This is a genomic window from Anaerospora sp., assembly GCF_032013335.1.
GTDB lineage: Bacteria > Bacillota > Negativicutes > Sporomusales > DSM-15969 > Anaerospora.
The window spans coordinates 236,552-252,646 of the sequence record NZ_DALZUO010000002.1 but is presented as its reverse complement, the minus strand read 5'-3'; the positions used below and the strand labels follow the sequence as shown (position 1 = coordinate 252,646).

The window sequence follows — 16,095 nt, the reverse complement described above, 5'->3', positions numbered from 1 at the left end:
TTTAGACAATTATGTAACCTCATCCAGCATTGCAAGAATGTCTGCATATAACTGCCCGTATTTAGGTAATGCCCGATCTCTCGGCCGGGGCATATCCACCGTGATTTTCGCCATAATTCTTCCCGGCCGTCTGGACATGACTAGAATGGTATCTGCCAAATATACAGCTTCATCCACGCTGTGGGTAACAAAAATCACCGTTTGCCGATGCTGTTCCCAAACCCGCAGCAGCTCTTTCTGCAGCAAAATTCGCGTGTGGGCATCCAAGGCTCCGAACGGCTCGTCCATTAACAATACATCAGGCGCCACCGCCAGCGCCCGGGCAATAGCCGCTCGCTGCCGCATCCCGCCGGACAGTTCATGAGGGTAAGCCCGGGCAAAATCTGCAAGCCCCACCAAGTCCAGACAATCCATCGCCCGTGCCGTCCTCTCCGCTTGCGGCACCCCGGCAAACTCAAGTCCCAACGCCACATTATCAGCCACCATCCGCCACGGCAACAGCGAGTATTCCTGAAAAACCATGCCGATTTGGGCTGAGGGACGGTCTACTGGCTTTTGCCGGTAAGTCACAATCCCAGTTGTCGGTTTCTCCAATCCTGCGAATAATCTGAGCAAAGTAGATTTGCCGCACCCCGACGGGCCTACTATGCAGACAAAAGCATTCTCAGTGACTGAAATGCTGATCGCCTGTAACGCTTCAACCTTTTCCCTGTTGCTGGTCTGAAACACCTTAGATACTTCTTCAGCTATTAATACCGCCTCAGACACCATACACCCCCTTATATTCAGCGGGCCAATCTTTGCCAGGCAAACTTCCTGTCGGCAATAGCCCTGAAACTGGTGTCCAGCACAGCTCCGATAGCGCCGATTGAAATCATACCGGCAATTACGATGTCGGTACGGGCTACCGTATAAGCGTGAGTGATCAGATACCCTACGCCTGCAATGCTTCCCGGGAGCATCTCGGCAGCAACCAGGCACATCCAGGCCACACCCAGGCCAGTCCGCATGCCGCTGACAATCGCAGGAGCGGCGGCCGGCAGGAGAATCTTAATAAACACGTCCCGCCGGCCCGCTCCCAGCACCAGGGCTGTGTCCACCAAAATATTCCGCACACTCTGCACACCATAAATCGTACTGGTAATAATCGGGAAAAAAGCACCGATAAAGATGATGAAGATCATAGATACTTTAACATTCCGCAAATATAAGTACGCCTCGCCGGATTCCACACCAAAGACATTTGCCAGGCTGGCAACGCCAAACCAGGCCAGTACCAGCGGAACCCACGCCAGCGGTGGAATAGGCCGCAAAAGACCAAAAAAATGATTTAGCAAATCAAAGACATTCCGGCTATACCCCATCAAAATACCTAACGGTACGGCCAGGATAACAGCCAGGACAAACCCGGCCAGTACCCGCCAGAGGCTCACCACAATATTTTGCACCATTGATCCCATGCTCAGCAAATCCTGGGTCGGCGCTGCCAGAATGGCAAAAACGGCGGGAACTGCCGGTAATATAACCGGGTTGACGATATTCATGGCAATGGCCTGCCAGAGTCCCAGAAACAACACCGGCAGCAGCAATATATTGATTACTCCTGAAACAATTGCTCTCATAGGCCCCCCATATAAATTACACCGGGGCTAAACCGGCCCCAAAGGATATCCTGTCCGGTGCTATTTTTTTTGAGCCTGCTGAATATAGCTGAAATCAAAAACCTGGTCCATGACTTCGTTCAGAGGCTTACCTTTCAGCGGCCCTTTATACTTGTTCATCGAGTTCATCAATTCCTGGTACACGCCCAAATTCTTGATCCACGTATCAGTCGGATAGGTCAAAAATACGATCGTGGAAGCTTTTGCGGCATCGGCCGGGATGCCGATCCATTGGGCGACAATCTCGGCATATTCGTCATGGTTCTTATTGGCATAATCACCGGCGTAAGCCATCAGTTTCAGAAATTTCACCACGACTGCCTGATTCTGAGAGAGAAACTCTGTCCGCCCAGCGATAGCGCAGCAGGGAGCATCATGCCAGGCACCCTGCGGGGGTAAATCGCGCAGGTCAAGCGCAATTTTGCCAACCCCCGTTTTCTCTGCCACTTGGGGATGCGGCGACGGTCCTACCCACCCGTCCACTTGTTTGCTGGTGAGTGCAGGTATCAGATTAGGCGTATCCTTAAGGTCCACCAGCAAAATCTTGGCATTGAGCTCGTTGGGATTCCGCGTATATGGCACTTTGTTTTGCTTTAATGCTCCTTCGAACACCATCAGCGGCGCGCTTGTCGGCGAATGGTAACCGATCTTTACCGGCTCCTCTTTTGTATTAAGGTATGTGATAAAGCCATCCCAGCCGCTCACCGCGCTGTCTTTTGGGAAAACGAGAGCCAGTCCTTCAGTCTGCAGCGGTGACAGTATTTTGATCGGCGTGCCCCCGTCAATTGCCGCCATCCCGGCAGTCACCGAAAGCAGAGATAAGTCAATATGCTTTTGGGCGAAAAGTACAGCTGACTCAGAACCGCTTTTGGTAACAACCAGTTCAATATTCGCAATTTTTTTCCCGTTGTCAAACAGCTCATATTTCTCTTTGTCCACCACCGGCTTCAAATAAGTGCCGGAGCTTTGAAACGCCTCACCCTTTTTCGCCGCGACCATCAAGCTGGCGTGATGATCCACGAACGTATAGCCGACTTTAATTGTCGGCACTTGACCGGTCGTGCTTGCCGATTGGCCGCAGCCTGCCACTATCAGGCAAGCAACCATGACTGCCGTTACATACAAAATAATTGCTTTTCTCATTATTCAACGCCCTCCGTCCTTGCAATATTTACCACTGTCATCATCCTGCCTGGCCGCCGCTAGAATACACAAAGGCGGGGATTTCTTTGCTAGAGCTGCCTTCCTCCACAGAATTCAATATAAAGCTACACTCCGCAGTATAATTGATAAACTAACAGCAATTTAATAGTTAATTGTAATTCGCTAATTAAGACAAGCTTATCTGTGTGTTATCCTAACACAGATAATTTAAATGCACTAATCGTGATTTTAAATGAACAAACTCAAATACAATTGATAATTACTATAATTCTTATAATAATCACAATTATTTTATAATTACACGAAAAACTGACAAAATATTACAAAGACTGCCAGCAGCAGTCCCGCACCTGCATACTGGCAGTCTTTATTTATAAGAAAAAATCTATAGAAATTTTATTGCTCAGAAATATTTCTCCGGGCTTTTCTTACCCAGTATATTCTCGCAGCGCCAATAGCACCAGCAAAACAAGATAAACCGGATGAAACTACCGGAAAGCCAATCTTTTTCTCTAAAGTCAGTCGCAGCCCCTCCACCCCCGCTAAGCCGCCTGTGAGCAGTACGGGGCTAGAAGGCTCCACTTGGGCCGCCAGTGCAACAGTACGGTCGACAACTAAATGAACAATGCCGCCTGCCACTTCCTCACGGCTTTTTCCCGCTGCTAGCTGCGATACGATTTCCGAATCGGCAAACACGGCACACATGCTGCTTAACGAACAGCTTTTTCCGGCAGAAAGGAGGGCCGAAAACTCCGCCATATCAATACCCATGCGGTTAGCCGACATTTCCAAAAAACGACCGGTACCTGCGGCACATTTATTATTCATTTGAAAAGAGCGGACATGTCCATCCTCCACGGCAATCACCTTGGAATCCTGTCCGCCAATATCAACAACTGTGCGCACCCCCGGCAGCAGGTACTCTGCCCCCAGCGCGTGACACGTAATTTCTGTCACAGTCTGGTGCGCAAAATCGATGCTCACACGCCCATAACCGGTAGCAATAATATGGACACTTTCGTTTTTTATTCCGGTCTTTTCCAGCAGTTGACCTAAAACTGCCCGGGATGTGTCCTTGGGGCTCCAGCCGGTAGGCAGCATACAAGAGGCAAGAATATTGTCCCCTTGGAGAAGGATGCCTTTGCAGGCAGTAGAACCACAGTCGATGCCTACAGACGCTTGTATCATATCTTATAACATCTCCACAAAAGCACCAGCCCGGGTGGATAGCTGACCGATATCGGATGTACTATAGTCAGTTTCCAATTGCAGGTACGGAATCCCCTTACGTTTCATAAACGCTTTAACCGAATGAGCTTCTACTGCGTAGGCATGACAGGCTTGCAGTGTCATTTCTACAACACCATCGACATGAAATTGTTCACAGAGACGTTCTAAAAGCGCAAAGCGGTTATTGTCAGGGGTCATAACGGCACAGCCAATCTGCAAATAGTGATCCGCAATATTGGTCAGTGGGTCCCCCGCCTCCCGGCACTGCCGGTCCAGCTGTTTGGCTCCGGTACAGTTTTCATAAACAACGACAACTGCTCCAGCCTCCTCAATTACCTTTACTACCTTTTCAGTGACACCACCCATTGGACAGCCGGTAATGAGAATTCGTGGCGCCTCTTCCTTGACCGGCCTCTCTCCTGCTAGATAGGCGTCACGGATACTGTCAATTGCGTTTTGGATTTCCGCGACCTTCTCTTCCCAGTTAAATTTAAACTGAGAGCCAAATAGAATTTGCAGCTGCCTGAGTCCGGTTATGGGCGGCGGCGTCATAATACTCAGCTCATACAGTTCCTTCAGCAGCCTGCGTTCCATGTTCCTCCTGACAATCGCCTGGCGCAGCTGGTCATCTGTTATCGTAACACCAAAGTCCTTTTCCACCCGTTCCTTTAGCCGTACCAGCTCCGCACGCCAAAGTGCCTGAGCTTCTGGAGTATCCTGCCTGCGGGGGAGCTCAAGAATATGAACATTTTTTTCCTTAGCCAGAAGTTCATACATTTTTACTTTACCGTCGCAGGTTGTCTCACCTACTACCAAATCGGAAAAATACATGTAAGGGCATTTGTCAGTAATGGCAAAACCGTAACTGGACTTAATCAGCGGACACAGGTTACTCGGCAGCACCTTTTCCGCTTCAGGAATGGTCTCGTCACTGGTAGAACACAACCCCACACTGACAAGGTCGGCAGCCATAAAAATTTCCAGCGGGGTATAGGTACAGAACTGGCCCACCACCCCTTTGCCGCTGTCTTTAATTTTTTTCATCGCTAAAAATCCATTTTGCCTTGCCTCTGCAAAGCTATCAAATATTTGAGGCAACTGGGTTTTCCTCTCGATCATTTGCAAATCCCGCCCTTCGTTAATACAGTAAAATAATTCGCTTTTCCTGATATTCAATCTTATGTTTAGCCATTATCTGAAGCAGCATATCCTCCCACTGCGGTTCCGCGCACCAGGCAAGACCGCAGCTGCCACTGATTTCCCGAGGAATCGGTATTAAACGCCCTTGCTTGGTTTCACAGACAGCCTCCATGGCCATTGCGGCCGTTGTTGTGGGAAAAGCAATAACCAATTTGGGTTGTTTCTCTCTAGCCAATTATCCCTGCTCCCCCTTCTGCGGCAATCTCAGCAATTGCCTGAATTCCTGTGTAGATTTCCGCCTCTGTATTGAAAGAGGAAAAACTAAACCGTACCGCCCCCGGCCTCTGGGTACCTAAAGCCACATGGGCCAGCGGAGCACAATGAGCCCCTGTTCGAACGCAGATATTGTAATCCCTTGCTAAGCGATCCCCCACTTCACCTGAATCCATAGAACTGATATTTAAGGTAACAATGGGAGCATGCGGCACAGTTGCATCGCCATAGATGCGCACGCCAGCAACCGTTTCAATTCCTTGACGAAAGAGCCTCGTTAATTCCAGTTCTTTATTGCGGATCACAGCCATATCCGTCTTTAGAATGTATTCAACTCCTGCCAGCAAGCCAGCGATTCCGTGTCCGTTGGCAGTACCAGCTTCCAAGGCTTCAGGCATACCCTCCGGATGGATTTCCGAATAACTGTGTAACCCGCTGCCACCTACCTTAAGCGGCATTACAGCAAGTCCTTTGCGGACGCAAATTCCACCTGTTCCCTGTGGCCCTAACAGCCCTTTGTGTCCGGTAAAGCAAAGAACATCAATGCCCAGCTTGTCCGCATTAACGGAAAGCACGCCGGCGGTTTGCGATGCATCCACAATTAGCAGCAAACCGTTCTTTTTGCAAAAATCGGCGACAAAATCCAGATTGGTGACTGTACCTGTTAAATTAGAGGCATGGGTGCAGACAACGGCTTTACTATTAGGGCGAAAGGAACGGTAAAAACCGTCATAATCCAAATTTCCTTTTTGGTCAATGCCGATAATGGATAATCCCATCCCCTGGGAACGGAGCTTATAAAGAGGCCGCAATACAGAATTATGCTCCAGGACTGTGGTAATGACATGGTCTTGGGGAGTCAGCAATCCAAGGATGGCAATATTTAAACTTTCCGTTGCATTGGAAGTAAAAACTGTCTGATCGGCAGTTGATCCTAGCAGCTCAGCAACTGCTTTACGAGCCCGGAAAATGCAGCGGGTTGCGGCCAAAGAAGCCGGATGACCGCCCCTTCCAGCCCCGCCAAACGTGTTGATAGCCTCCAGTATTGCAAGCCCAACCGCTGGTGGCTTGGGCAGACTCGTGGCAGCGTTATCAAAATAAATCATATCCATCACGGGCGAAGGATGCTTTCAGCGTCCCGCATTTCTTCGACAATGCGGTACATGTTAGTTGCTTCCCCTACGCCGAGCTGCTCCGCGATGCCCAAATGATTCAAACAAGTGCCGCAGGTCAGGACTAAAACTCCGCCCTGTTCCAGGCTGACTAAGTCTTCAAGCGAATTTGAACCATGTACGGCCAGTTTCGCACCCGTGTTATAAAGCAGAATGGTATGAGGCAATATTTCCAGTTGAGTAAGAGTAAAAATAAATCCCTTCATCAAAATGTGACCCAGCTCATCATTACCAGTACCCATCGTATCGGACGATAGGACAACAACTGTTTTTTTCTCGCTTGTTGCCCGTTCAAAAGAAGGCTCGTGTTGCTGAGGTTTTCCTTTTATAAGTGTAATGTGAAAAATGCCAGCTCTACGAGATACGTCAAACTGGCATCCTGCCGACTCGGCAAACCGCCGGATATTTTGAGCTGCTGCCTCATTGTCTACCAGCACCTCTAATTGGCCCTGTTCCATTGCGGCGAGTCCTTTTTTTGTTTTAATTACCGGAAGCGGACAGGCATCTCCAATTGCATTTATTTGTTGCATAGGTTATCTCCCTTATGTCTCAGTCTCCTGATAAAGTAAGCTTCTTTTTTGTTATCCTAGCACAAATAAATAATTTAAACTAATCGCAATTTTCAATTGCTATTTTAAACTCTCATTGATAATTTAAATAAACTTCATCAAGAAACGGTTCTTTCTTGCCTGCAATCAATTCAAATGCCTATAAAAAAATAAACCTACATCTTTTTATCGAAATTATCAATAAAATTTGACGTTACAGATTCATTCATTATAAAATAATTGCAATTTAATACCTTATTCTGCTGTGATTGGTAGGGATAAACTGTGAAAAACTTCGTAAAATTATGGACCAAACAGCACGAAAACATCGTACACGAATTAGCAAGAAATGACCGCTATATAGTAAAAAAGGCATACATTGTCAGCAAAATGGAAGATCACGCTGGTTTATACCTGGATGTGTACAACTGGTACTATCAGGCAGCAAGCAAGCTAGTACGACCACCTGAAGATGTAAAATACCCCGTTTGGGTGTCTCTGGCAGAAGAAGCTAAGATAGGAAACAGCCCCGGGAATGTGCAAATAGAGCTTTTAGTTGAACAAGATCAGCTGATCACATTGGATATTGACAAGTGGGGTAAGATTGTTAACTATATGTATATTCCGGCAAATGCTCAGGATGAAAAAGAGCATGCTTCTCTGTTAAACCGCTACGGTATTGATGACTGCACTGCCTATATGACGCCATTTTATCCCATCATTAAACGAAAGATCATTAAAAGCTGGGATCGCTTATTTGATGAAAGCATCATTCTTAGTGAAGTCAGGGTGGGAACCATATGGGAGCTGAAAAAAGAATGGATTGTTACCATAACCACATAACACTCTATACAGCCCAGAGCGATGAAGTCGTTCACCATTTACTGACTGAAGGCTGTCATTATGTGAAGCTGGAATACATCGCCCGGAAGTATGGGGAAGTATCCGCTGTGTTCTTACAGTCTTATTCGTGGTACACCGAACATGCTCAGCGTATTGTACCAAAGCCCAAACTGACAGAATCGGCCGTTTGGACTTTCTACGACCTAAGATACCTCGACCATCACCCCGGAACCCAAATCTTAAAACTGAGTGTGCCTCTCCAGCATACGGTATCTTTCCGAATGAGCGATTGGAACAAGATTTTGAACCGACGTTACCTCGGACAATCAGAAGAAGAAGCAGCGAAGTTCGCTGAAAAACTAACCCACTACGGAATTAGTTACACTGGGGATGTGGTTACCCCCCCCTTTTATCCCCACCTCAAAAAAGAGCTCCAGGACAGCTGGAAAAACCTATTCCGCTATGATCAACACGTAAAGAAAACAGGTACCGCTCTGTTTCCTGACATGCAGGCAGGACTGTGGTATATTGACCGGCAGTGGTTACAAGAAATCATTCCCTAGAAGCTAAAAAAAGGCATCTTACGCCTGTGCGTAAGATGCCTTTTTGCGACAGTGCTGCAGAGTAAGCAGCCTGTCCTTTATTTTACTACTATATTCACTAGTTTTTGAGGAACGCAGATGACTTTCACAATTTGCTTGTCTTCAATCAACGCCTTTACTTTGTCTTGTTCCAGCGCTTTTTTCTCTAATTCGGCAGCATCAATTCCTACCGGAATCAGCAGCTTATCCCGAACTTTCCCGTTGATTTGCAAAACGATTTCAACTTCAGCAACCTTAATTGCTTCTGCGTCAAAAATGGGCCATTGTTGTTTGTGAACACTATTGTCTCCGATAGTCTCATGCCATAGCTCTTCAGCCATATGCGGAGCAAAGGGTGCCAGCAGTCTAAGCAAACTGGAGATAACTTCATGTGCCAGGCCTGCATTGATCTGCTGTTGTTGTTCTTTAAACGCATACATGGCATTAACAAGTTCCATAATTGCACTAATAGCTGTATTAAAGTTGAAGCGGTCGCCGAGATCTTCTGTGACCTTCTTAATAGACGCATGTAATGCCCGGCGTAATTCACGCTCAGATTTGCTCAACTCTTCCTGGTTGATTGTCTCTGTCCGGTCTCCCATAAAAGGTGCGAAATGATCTACAATTCGCCACAATCTATTGAGAAAACGAAATGCTCCTTCAACGCCCTGGTCGTTCCACTCCAAATCACGCTCTGGAGGTGCTGCAAAAAGAATGAATAGCCGGGCTGTATCAGCGCCGTATTTACCAACAATCTCCTCAGGTGAAACTACATTCCCCTTCGATTTGGACATTTTTGCACCATCTTTAATAACCATTCCTTGCGTAAGAAGGTTTTTAAAGGGTTCATTAACATTTACCAGACCGGCATCTTTTAGTACTTTGGTAAAGAACCGGGAATATAATAGATGTAGTATTGCATGCTCAATACCACCAATATATTGATCTACCGGCATCCAGTAATTCGCTTTGGCAGCATCAAAGGCCTCGGTCAGGCTTTGTGGGCTGGTATAGCGCAGGTAGTACCACGAAGAATCAATAAAAGTATCCATCGTATCTGTCTCACGGCGGGCTTTTCCACCGCATTTGGGGCAGGAACAATTAACAAACTCTTCTACCTGGGCAAGAGGTGAGACGGAACCGGAAGTAAAGTCCACATTTTCCGGCAGCTTAACCGGTAAATCTTTGTGCGGCACAGGAACGATACCACACTGCTCACAGTAAATCATTGGGATTGGCGCACCCCAATAACGCTGACGCGATACCAGCCAGTCTCGTAAACGGTAATTCACTCTCCGTTTACCAATTTTCTGTGCTTCCAGCCACTCTGCTATTTTTAACTTGCCTTGTTCATTGGTAAGACCGGTAAAATCACCAGAATCAACCATCACTCCCGGCCCATCATAAGCACCGGACATTTGATCCAATTGAAGCTGCTTATCAGCAGGCTGAATAACAACCTTCTTAGCTAAGCCGTACTTAGTAGAAAACTGCCAGTCCCGCTCATCATGTGCCGGAACACCCATAACAGCACCGGTTCCATATTCAACAAGCACATAATTAGCCACCCAAATTGGCACCTGAGCTCCGGTAAAGGGATTTACGGCATAAGCACCTGTAAACATGCCTTCTTTTTCCGTCTCAGTTGAAGTACGGCTGACTTCGCTCATATTGCGGATTCTTTCTACAAACTGGCGCACAGCCTGCTCTGTCGGTGTGCCGGCAATTAGCTTTTCTACTAAACGGTGTTCAGGTGCAAGCACGAGATAAGTAACACCGAAAACAGTATCATGGCGTGTAGTGTAAACGGCAATCTCATCGTTCAGCTCTGGTATGGCAAATGTAAATTCCGCACCTTCACTGCGTCCGATCCAGTTTTCCTGCATCGTTTTTACGCGTTCCGGCCAGCCTTTCAGCTCACCTAAGTCAGACAACAACCGGTCAGCGTATTCAGTAATCTTAAAAAACCATTGCTCAAGCTCTTTTTTTACTACTATTGAATCACAGCGCCAGCATTGACCGTTCACTACTTGTTCATTTGCTAAAACAGTGTTGCAGTCATTGCACCAATTGACAGCTGCCTTTTTCTTATATGCTAGGCCACGCTCATAAAACAGCTGAAAAAGCCATTGCGTCCATTTATAGTAATCAGGATGACAGGTAGCAACCTCTCTGTCCCAGTCATACGAGAGACCAAGCTGCTGCTGCTGACGGCGCATATTGGCAATATTATCCCAGGTCCAGCTTGCTGGATGAATTCCATGTTTAATCGCTGCATTTTCCGCTGGCATGCCAAAAGCATCCCATCCCATAGGATGGAGAACATTGTAGCCCTGCATGGCCTTAAAACGAGCAACTACGTCACCAATGGAATAATTGCGCACATGTCCCATATGCAGATTTCCCGAAGGATAGGGAAACATCTCAAGAACATAGTATTCTGGGCGCTGACGATTTACTTCGGTACTAAAGGTCTTAGCATCGGACCAATGCTGCTGCCATTTAGTTTCAATTTCGTGAGGTGTATACTTTTCTTTCATGAAGAACCTCCTAGGCTTTTTTGCATAAAAAACAAAAAACGTCCACGGCTTCTAGCCAGGGACGATTTACTCGCGGTACCACCCTGATTGATGGGATCTCCCATCCACTCACTACCGTTAACGCCGGTAACACGTAGACTGCTAGTCCTAGTTTCGCAGTCGCTCCTTCACAGCGAGTTCAGCTTAACATGGTTTGGCTCGCAACAACCGCCAACTCTCTGCACCTGCTTTCAAAACTTACTACTCTGTGTCATTGGATTATTGATTACCATTATATAGTAGCAAAAATAGAATGTCAACTTTCGCCTATTCTCAGTCTTTACTGGTTCTAACATGAAAATATAAGAAATACAATAGCTTATAGGAGGTGTGTTATGTATAAGCTGATTATTGGCAATGTCCGCATATCTGTAATGAATGACGATATTAAACGGGAAGAAGCAACCTCTGCTGCTAAAAAGGCCATCGCCGCTGCCAGTCAAAGAAGCAAGCTGCTTAGCCACGTCGAAATTGCCACCGGCCCTAGCGGCCTGGAAGTCACTACAACAGAAAAAGTTGGCGCAAAGGTAACCAGAAAAACCATAAAACAAAGTATGCTTGATGGTGTTTACGCATCTGCAAGAGAAAAATTTTTTCCTACCAGCGCTTTCAGTCAAAAAGACAGCTGGTTTGATGGTGATACCGGACAGGAATGGTCTGGGGAAGCAGTTCGGGTAGCCCGTGAAGAAGTATTAAAAGAACTGGAGAACTGGATAAAATCAATAAAATGAAATAGACGGTCTGAACATTACAGTTCAGGCCGTCTATTTCATTTTATTTGGTATTTCCTGGAAATAATTATTTTATCTTTTTATGCCTTTTTGATTTTTTCTGTTTTTTCTGCTCTTGCTGTTCTTTATTCTCTGGTTGTGCAGCTGCTGGTTTTAACACGGTTTTTAGTACGTCCCAAGTTTGCTGTTCTTCAAAATCCTTGCGCCAGGCGGCAACACCTGCTAATTGATATGTCAGCGCTAGTTCTGCTTTGAGCTTCAAAGAGGCCGGCTCTTCCAGCCAAATTTTATATTGCTTATCTCTTTTTGTATATTCAGCATAGTACTGGCCTTTGTCTTCCAGCCAGACAGGCTTAACGCCGTTATCCTTAAGAATTTCATTCGTCTGAGACATTGACAATGTCTTTGCCTGCACCTTTACAGTGCCATTACTGCTAGTCTCTTCCCATTCACGAGTATAAAAAGGAATCCCAAGAATTACTTTTTCTTTCGGTATATCCGCCAATGTTGCCGCAATGCCTTTTTCAACCCAGCCGTAGGAAGCTACCGATCCGCTGACCGGGCTTAGGCGAGGATGCTCATCATAGGCCATTACCATAACATAATCTGCAATTTTACCAAGCTCCCGCCGGTCGTAGCAGCGCGACCAAAAGGCAGAATTGGAAGGAACCGTAACATCTACAGACAAAACAGCGTTCTGCTCGTGCAAAGCAGTTGCTAGCAGCTTGACAAAAGAAGTGAATCGTTCCTTATCCTCTTCATACATATTTTCAAAATCAAGATTAATACCATCAAGATTATATAGACTTACATACAACATAATCTGCCTGATAACATTTTCCTGAGCAGTTACATCTTGCAGTATTTTTCTTGTTAATTCCCGGTCAAAGCCATTTGATAATAATGCCCATACCTTATATCTTTTCTCATGTGCATCCGTAACATAACGCTGGTCAGCTTTGTTCAGTACCATGCCCTCAGCATTGGTGATGGTGAACCAGGTAGGTAAGATAACATCCAAACCGTCAATTGCAGGTTCAACTCCAAGATTGCGGTTGACAATACCAACATGATCCCACACGGCATTAATCTTTCCAGTAAAAACAGTCTTATCTCTTGGTTTGTTTATCTGATATGCCGTATAGCCCAAACTGGCTTCAGGAATTACGTCTACGATCTTTTCTTCTTTACGGGGCTTAGCGGTTATTCCCAATACGCGGTCTAAGTTGTACAGATTGATATAAGGTTTACCCTCAATGAGCTTTATGGGAAAATTAAGTGTTAGTCCTTTTTGTATAGTACGGTCCAAATTAGCTGTTTCCAGTTGAAACCTCGGAGCGTCTAGCGTCACATATATTCGCTTTTCCGCCAAATCAATCCGTATCTGCTCTTCAGAATACCATTTTACCGTCTCAACCGGCAGCCAGGTCTCTCCTCTGTCCACAAATGCTTTGGCTCCGCTGTCCACTTTTGTGCCCCATGCATCAGTTACTACAATATCATTTTCCAGCAGCTGCGCCATTGAAACAACGGGTGTAAACAATAAAAACAGTCCCAAAAAAGTTAGCATGAACAGTTTACGCATACTTCCTCCACCGGTTTCTTTCCTACAATATTACATAATATATTCGTGGCCAGTTACGAAATTCCTGTTATAAACGCTCTTTGCTTGGCCGGCTTGTATCGACAACAGGATAGGAACCAAAGCTTTTAAACCAAATACTCTTTTCCTTCACAGCCTTAACAGCTGCGAATACCTCGTAGTCTTCCAAACTTCCATCTAAATCAAGAAAAAAGATATAGGCTCCCAGTTGCGTGCGGGCAGGGCGTGACTCAATTCGCGTCAAATTCACATTGCGCTGAGCAAACTCGTGCAGAATCTCACACAAGCTGCCTGGTTTCTTACCATCTATCTGACATACGATGGATGTCTTATGCTGCTCCTTTTGTAAAACTGCCGGTTTTCGGCCTAAAACCAAAAAGCGGGTGCTATTATACGAATTATCCTGAATGCCTGCAGCAGCAACATCCAGTCCATATATCTCTGCAGCTCGCAAGCTGCCTATCGCCGCATGTTTAGGCATCCCCGCCGCGACACTGAAAGCTGCTTCCGCCGTACTTTGAACCGCTTTTACCAGGGCAGACGGATAGTGTTCCTGCAGATAGCTGCGACACTGCGCCAGTGCCTGGCTGTGAGATACGATCACCTCAATAGGGCCATTTTGTGGATTCACCAGTAAGTTATGTCTGATCGCATGTGTCGTTTCCCTGATGATAAACAAACTTTCTACATGGGCCAGTATATCAAGAGTAATCGTCACCGAACCTTCCAGAGAGTTTTCAACAGGGACGACACATTCATCGCTGCTGCCATCAACAACTGACATAATAGCAGCATCTATACTGCTATAAGGAGTAAACTGCACTTTATTCCCTACATGAATTTGATAGGCAACTTCTTCACTATAAGTTCCCTGCGGGCCTAAATAGGCCACCATCTTGACTGCATTCTCATTCGTCGGCATTTGCTTTACTCCTCTCCATTTCGGTATTAGAAAAGACTTGGCTTGCACCAAGTCCTTTAGGACGCAGGTGGAAGCCTATGTCGTTCTTATTTCGCCAATCAGAAAGTTATACTTTCTGATAAGATAAAAAAAATTCCCGTCCTCAAAAGGACGGGAATTTATTCCCGTAGTACCACCTTAAATGTCCGCCAGAAGCGAACCACTTGTTAAAGTACGGGCTCTAAAGCCGATACTCCCCTTTACGTTAACGGTAAGGCTCCGGCGTGACCTACACTTTGCCAAGGCAAATTTCAGAACGCAACTCCAAGGCGAACTTCAGCTTAACCTGCGTACCGGGCTCCCACCGCCCCCCGGCTCTCTGCACCAACAGTATAAGCCTACTTTTCCTGATCATCGTTTTTATTTTTTCAGTTATTTCTGTTACTGTATCATAAGCTGCAGACTGATGCAATATCTTTTTTCAATATGCCTTAAGCAGCTTACTTTTTTCGACTAGCTTGTATCATAGCGGTAAAATCATTCACAATTTGGGGATCAAACTGTCTTCCTTTTTCTAACTGCAAAATAGCAATTGCACTTTCGACATCCCGCCGTCCTAGTACAGATCTTCCTGTCGTCATCGCATCAAAGGCATCTATTATTGCAATCATCCGTGATCCGAAAGGAATTGCCTCACCGCTTAAGCCATCGGGATATCCCCGTCCATCATAGCGTTCATGATGATGGCGCACCAATAAAGAAGCTTCTTGCAATCCCTGTATATTTTCGGCTATTTGGGCACCAATAGCGGCATGCTTTCTGATGATCTCATAATTGGAATCTGTCAATTCTTCCTGATTTAACACATCCGCTGGAATAGTAGCTTTTCCTATATCATGGATTAATGCTGCTTTTGTAATAACAGCAATTTCTTTTTTCGTCATGTTGAGTGATTGTGCCAAATCATGAGCTAAATTGCTAACTGTAACAGAATGACCCTGGCCAAATGGATCTTTTAACTCAAACATGTTCACCATCACTTTAACGACTTCAAGGTATTCCTCTTCCTGTTTTTCAAAAGCTTCCTGCTCTTTGGTTTTCTCTCTCAGCATAGTAATAGCAGCTATAAAACGATTTCGCAAAACTGCCATGCAGTGGCTCTCGATATGCACGGTGCCGGTTTGATTCGTTACGGACCACGCTAACGTGTGGAAGCCGCCCTCATCCAGTGCCCGCTCCAATGCAGCGCTGTAAAGCTTCCCCGGACAACCGGCTTGCAGCCGTATATAGGCATCATTACAAAAACCTCTTTCCCCCTGCCGGTTATAACAAGCGATTCCATAGGGAATACTCTGCCATATAGTATCATGAAATTTTAAGTCTGCTCTGATCTTATGCAGCCAGAATTGACTAAAACTAACATAAATTACCATTAGCACTACCAGCGCAAGCCGGAGGATGTGGTTAGCCAATACGTTACTGTCAACAATTATCCCAAACACCTGCAGAATTGCCATCGCTACAACAATTATTACTAATGGGCGTTCAACATATTTCATTCGTTAATCACCTCTCTTCACCCATTATGCTACTATATATTATGTCGAGTTAATGTACTCTGACACTTCTTACCTGTTTAATATATTAACGACTCTGCAAAATGTGGATT

General features: G+C 45.9%; 15 protein-coding genes and 2 other annotated features. Of the genes, 3 read left to right on the top strand and 12 right to left on the bottom strand.

The features are described from left to right. Nucleotides 1-9: 9 nt before the first annotated feature. The 8 genes from RTR76_RS03270 to yedF form a co-directional block, all read right to left on the bottom strand. Complete coding sequence (locus RTR76_RS03270) at nt 10-771, bottom strand: ABC transporter ATP-binding protein (RefSeq protein ID WP_312516654.1); 762 nt, start codon at nt 769-771, stop codon at nt 10-12. 14 nt (nt 772-785) lie between these two features. Beyond that, nucleotides 786-1,622 (bottom strand): ABC transporter permease, encoded by an 837-nt coding sequence (locus RTR76_RS03265; RefSeq protein WP_312516652.1) that lies wholly within the window; start codon nt 1,620-1,622, stop codon nt 786-788. A gap of 60 nt (nt 1,623-1,682) precedes the next feature. Beyond that, on the bottom strand, nt 1,683-2,804 hold the full coding sequence (locus RTR76_RS03260; RefSeq protein ID WP_312516650.1) for an ABC transporter substrate-binding protein: 1,122 nt from the start codon (nt 2,802-2,804) through the stop codon (nt 1,683-1,685). 417 nt (nt 2,805-3,221) lie between these two features. Continuing rightward, nucleotides 3,222-4,013: an acyl-CoA dehydratase activase gene (locus tag RTR76_RS03255; protein ID WP_312516648.1), complete on the bottom strand. Its 792-nt coding sequence runs from the start codon at nt 4,011-4,013 to the stop codon at nt 3,222-3,224. Between the two features lie 3 nt (nt 4,014-4,016). Beyond that, complete coding sequence (locus RTR76_RS03250; RefSeq protein WP_312516646.1) at nt 4,017-5,174, bottom strand: double-cubane-cluster-containing anaerobic reductase; 1,158 nt, start codon at nt 5,172-5,174, stop codon at nt 4,017-4,019. 19 nt (nt 5,175-5,193) lie between these two features. After that, the gene (locus RTR76_RS03245) at nt 5,194-5,430 is read right to left on the bottom strand and encodes a DUF3343 domain-containing protein (protein WP_312516644.1); all 237 of its coding nucleotides are present in this window, start codon (nt 5,428-5,430) and stop codon (nt 5,194-5,196) included. Beyond that, a complete protein-coding gene (locus RTR76_RS03240; RefSeq protein WP_312516768.1) occupies nt 5,423-6,580 on the bottom strand; it encodes an aminotransferase class V-fold PLP-dependent enzyme in 1,158 nt (385 codons plus the stop codon). Before RTR76_RS03240 ends, RTR76_RS03245 begins: the two co-directional genes overlap by 8 nt. Beyond that, nucleotides 6,580-7,170, bottom strand: coding sequence for a sulfurtransferase-like selenium metabolism protein YedF (yedF, locus tag RTR76_RS03235; RefSeq protein ID WP_312516642.1), 591 nt, complete (start codon nt 7,168-7,170; stop codon nt 6,580-6,582). The genes RTR76_RS03240 and yedF overlap by 1 nt, the downstream gene beginning before the upstream one ends. A 303-nt stretch (nt 7,171-7,473) precedes the next feature. Between yedF and RTR76_RS03230 the strand changes: the two genes are divergently transcribed. After that, nucleotides 7,474-8,031: a DUF3841 domain-containing protein gene (locus tag RTR76_RS03230; RefSeq protein ID WP_312516640.1), complete on the top strand. Its 558-nt coding sequence runs from the start codon at nt 7,474-7,476 to the stop codon at nt 8,029-8,031. Then, nucleotides 7,989-8,594, top strand: coding sequence for a DUF3841 domain-containing protein (locus RTR76_RS03225; protein WP_312516638.1), 606 nt, complete (start codon nt 7,989-7,991; stop codon nt 8,592-8,594). The genes RTR76_RS03230 and RTR76_RS03225 overlap by 43 nt, the downstream gene beginning before the upstream one ends. A 77-nt stretch (nt 8,595-8,671) precedes the next feature. On the opposite strand, the gene leuS is transcribed toward RTR76_RS03225, so the two are convergent. Beyond that, nucleotides 8,672-11,152: a leucine--tRNA ligase gene (gene leuS, locus RTR76_RS03220; protein WP_312516636.1), complete on the bottom strand. Its 2,481-nt coding sequence runs from the start codon at nt 11,150-11,152 to the stop codon at nt 8,672-8,674. A 54-nt stretch (nt 11,153-11,206) separates the two neighbouring features. After that, nucleotides 11,207-11,415 (bottom strand) — a binding site (T-box leader). A 111-nt stretch (nt 11,416-11,526) separates the two neighbouring features. Between leuS and RTR76_RS03215 the strand changes: the two genes are divergently transcribed. Further along, on the top strand, nt 11,527-11,922 hold the full coding sequence (locus tag RTR76_RS03215) for a hypothetical protein (RefSeq protein WP_312516635.1): 396 nt from the start codon (nt 11,527-11,529) through the stop codon (nt 11,920-11,922). Between the two features lie 67 nt (nt 11,923-11,989). Here RTR76_RS03215 and RTR76_RS03210 read toward each other — a convergent pair whose 3' ends face one another. The 3 genes from RTR76_RS03210 to RTR76_RS03200 all read right to left on the bottom strand — a co-directional run bounded on the left by RTR76_RS03210 (nt 11,990) and on the right by RTR76_RS03200 (nt 15,985). Further along, nucleotides 11,990-13,507: a glycosyl hydrolase family 18 protein gene (locus RTR76_RS03210; protein ID WP_312516633.1), complete on the bottom strand. Its 1,518-nt coding sequence runs from the start codon at nt 13,505-13,507 to the stop codon at nt 11,990-11,992. A 67-nt stretch (nt 13,508-13,574) separates the two neighbouring features. After that, nucleotides 13,575-14,447 (bottom strand): prephenate dehydratase, encoded by an 873-nt coding sequence (gene pheA / locus RTR76_RS03205; protein ID WP_312516631.1) that lies wholly within the window; start codon nt 14,445-14,447, stop codon nt 13,575-13,577. A 143-nt stretch (nt 14,448-14,590) separates the two neighbouring features. After that, nucleotides 14,591-14,850: a binding site (T-box leader), on the bottom strand. A gap of 76 nt (nt 14,851-14,926) precedes the next feature. Then, the gene (locus RTR76_RS03200) at nt 14,927-15,985 is read right to left on the bottom strand and encodes an HD domain-containing phosphohydrolase (RefSeq protein WP_312516629.1); all 1,059 of its coding nucleotides are present in this window, start codon (nt 15,983-15,985) and stop codon (nt 14,927-14,929) included. Nucleotides 15,986-16,095: the final 110 nt, after the last annotated feature.

Coding starts and splice junctions, on each gene's coding strand:
- RTR76_RS03270 (WP_312516654.1), bottom strand. CDS start 771: ATGGTGTCTGAGGCGGTATTAATAGCTGAAGAAGTATCTAAGGTGTTT.
- RTR76_RS03265 (WP_312516652.1), bottom strand. CDS start 1,622: ATGAGAGCAATTGTTTCAGGAGTAATCAATATATTGCTGCTGCCGGTG.
- RTR76_RS03260 (WP_312516650.1), bottom strand. CDS start 2,804: ATGAGAAAAGCAATTATTTTGTATGTAACGGCAGTCATGGTTGCTTGC.
- RTR76_RS03255 (WP_312516648.1), bottom strand. CDS start 4,013: ATGATACAAGCGTCTGTAGGCATCGACTGTGGTTCTACTGCCTGCAAA.
- RTR76_RS03250 (WP_312516646.1), bottom strand. CDS start 5,174: ATGATCGAGAGGAAAACCCAGTTGCCTCAAATATTTGATAGCTTTGCA.
- RTR76_RS03240 (WP_312516768.1), bottom strand. CDS start 6,580: ATGGATATGATTTATTTTGATAACGCTGCCACGAGTCTGCCCAAGCCA.
- yedF (WP_312516642.1), bottom strand. CDS start 7,170: ATGCAACAAATAAATGCAATTGGAGATGCCTGTCCGCTTCCGGTAATT.
- RTR76_RS03225 (WP_312516638.1), top strand. CDS start 7,989: ATGGGAGCTGAAAAAAGAATGGATTGTTACCATAACCACATAACACTC.
- leuS (WP_312516636.1), bottom strand. CDS start 11,152: ATGAAAGAAAAGTATACACCTCACGAAATTGAAACTAAATGGCAGCAG.
- RTR76_RS03215 (WP_312516635.1), top strand. CDS start 11,527: ATGTATAAGCTGATTATTGGCAATGTCCGCATATCTGTAATGAATGAC.
- RTR76_RS03210 (WP_312516633.1), bottom strand. CDS start 13,507: ATGCGTAAACTGTTCATGCTAACTTTTTTGGGACTGTTTTTATTGTTT.
- pheA (WP_312516631.1), bottom strand. CDS start 14,447: ATGCCGACGAATGAGAATGCAGTCAAGATGGTGGCCTATTTAGGCCCG.
- RTR76_RS03200 (WP_312516629.1), bottom strand. CDS start 15,985: ATGAAATATGTTGAACGCCCATTAGTAATAATTGTTGTAGCGATGGCA.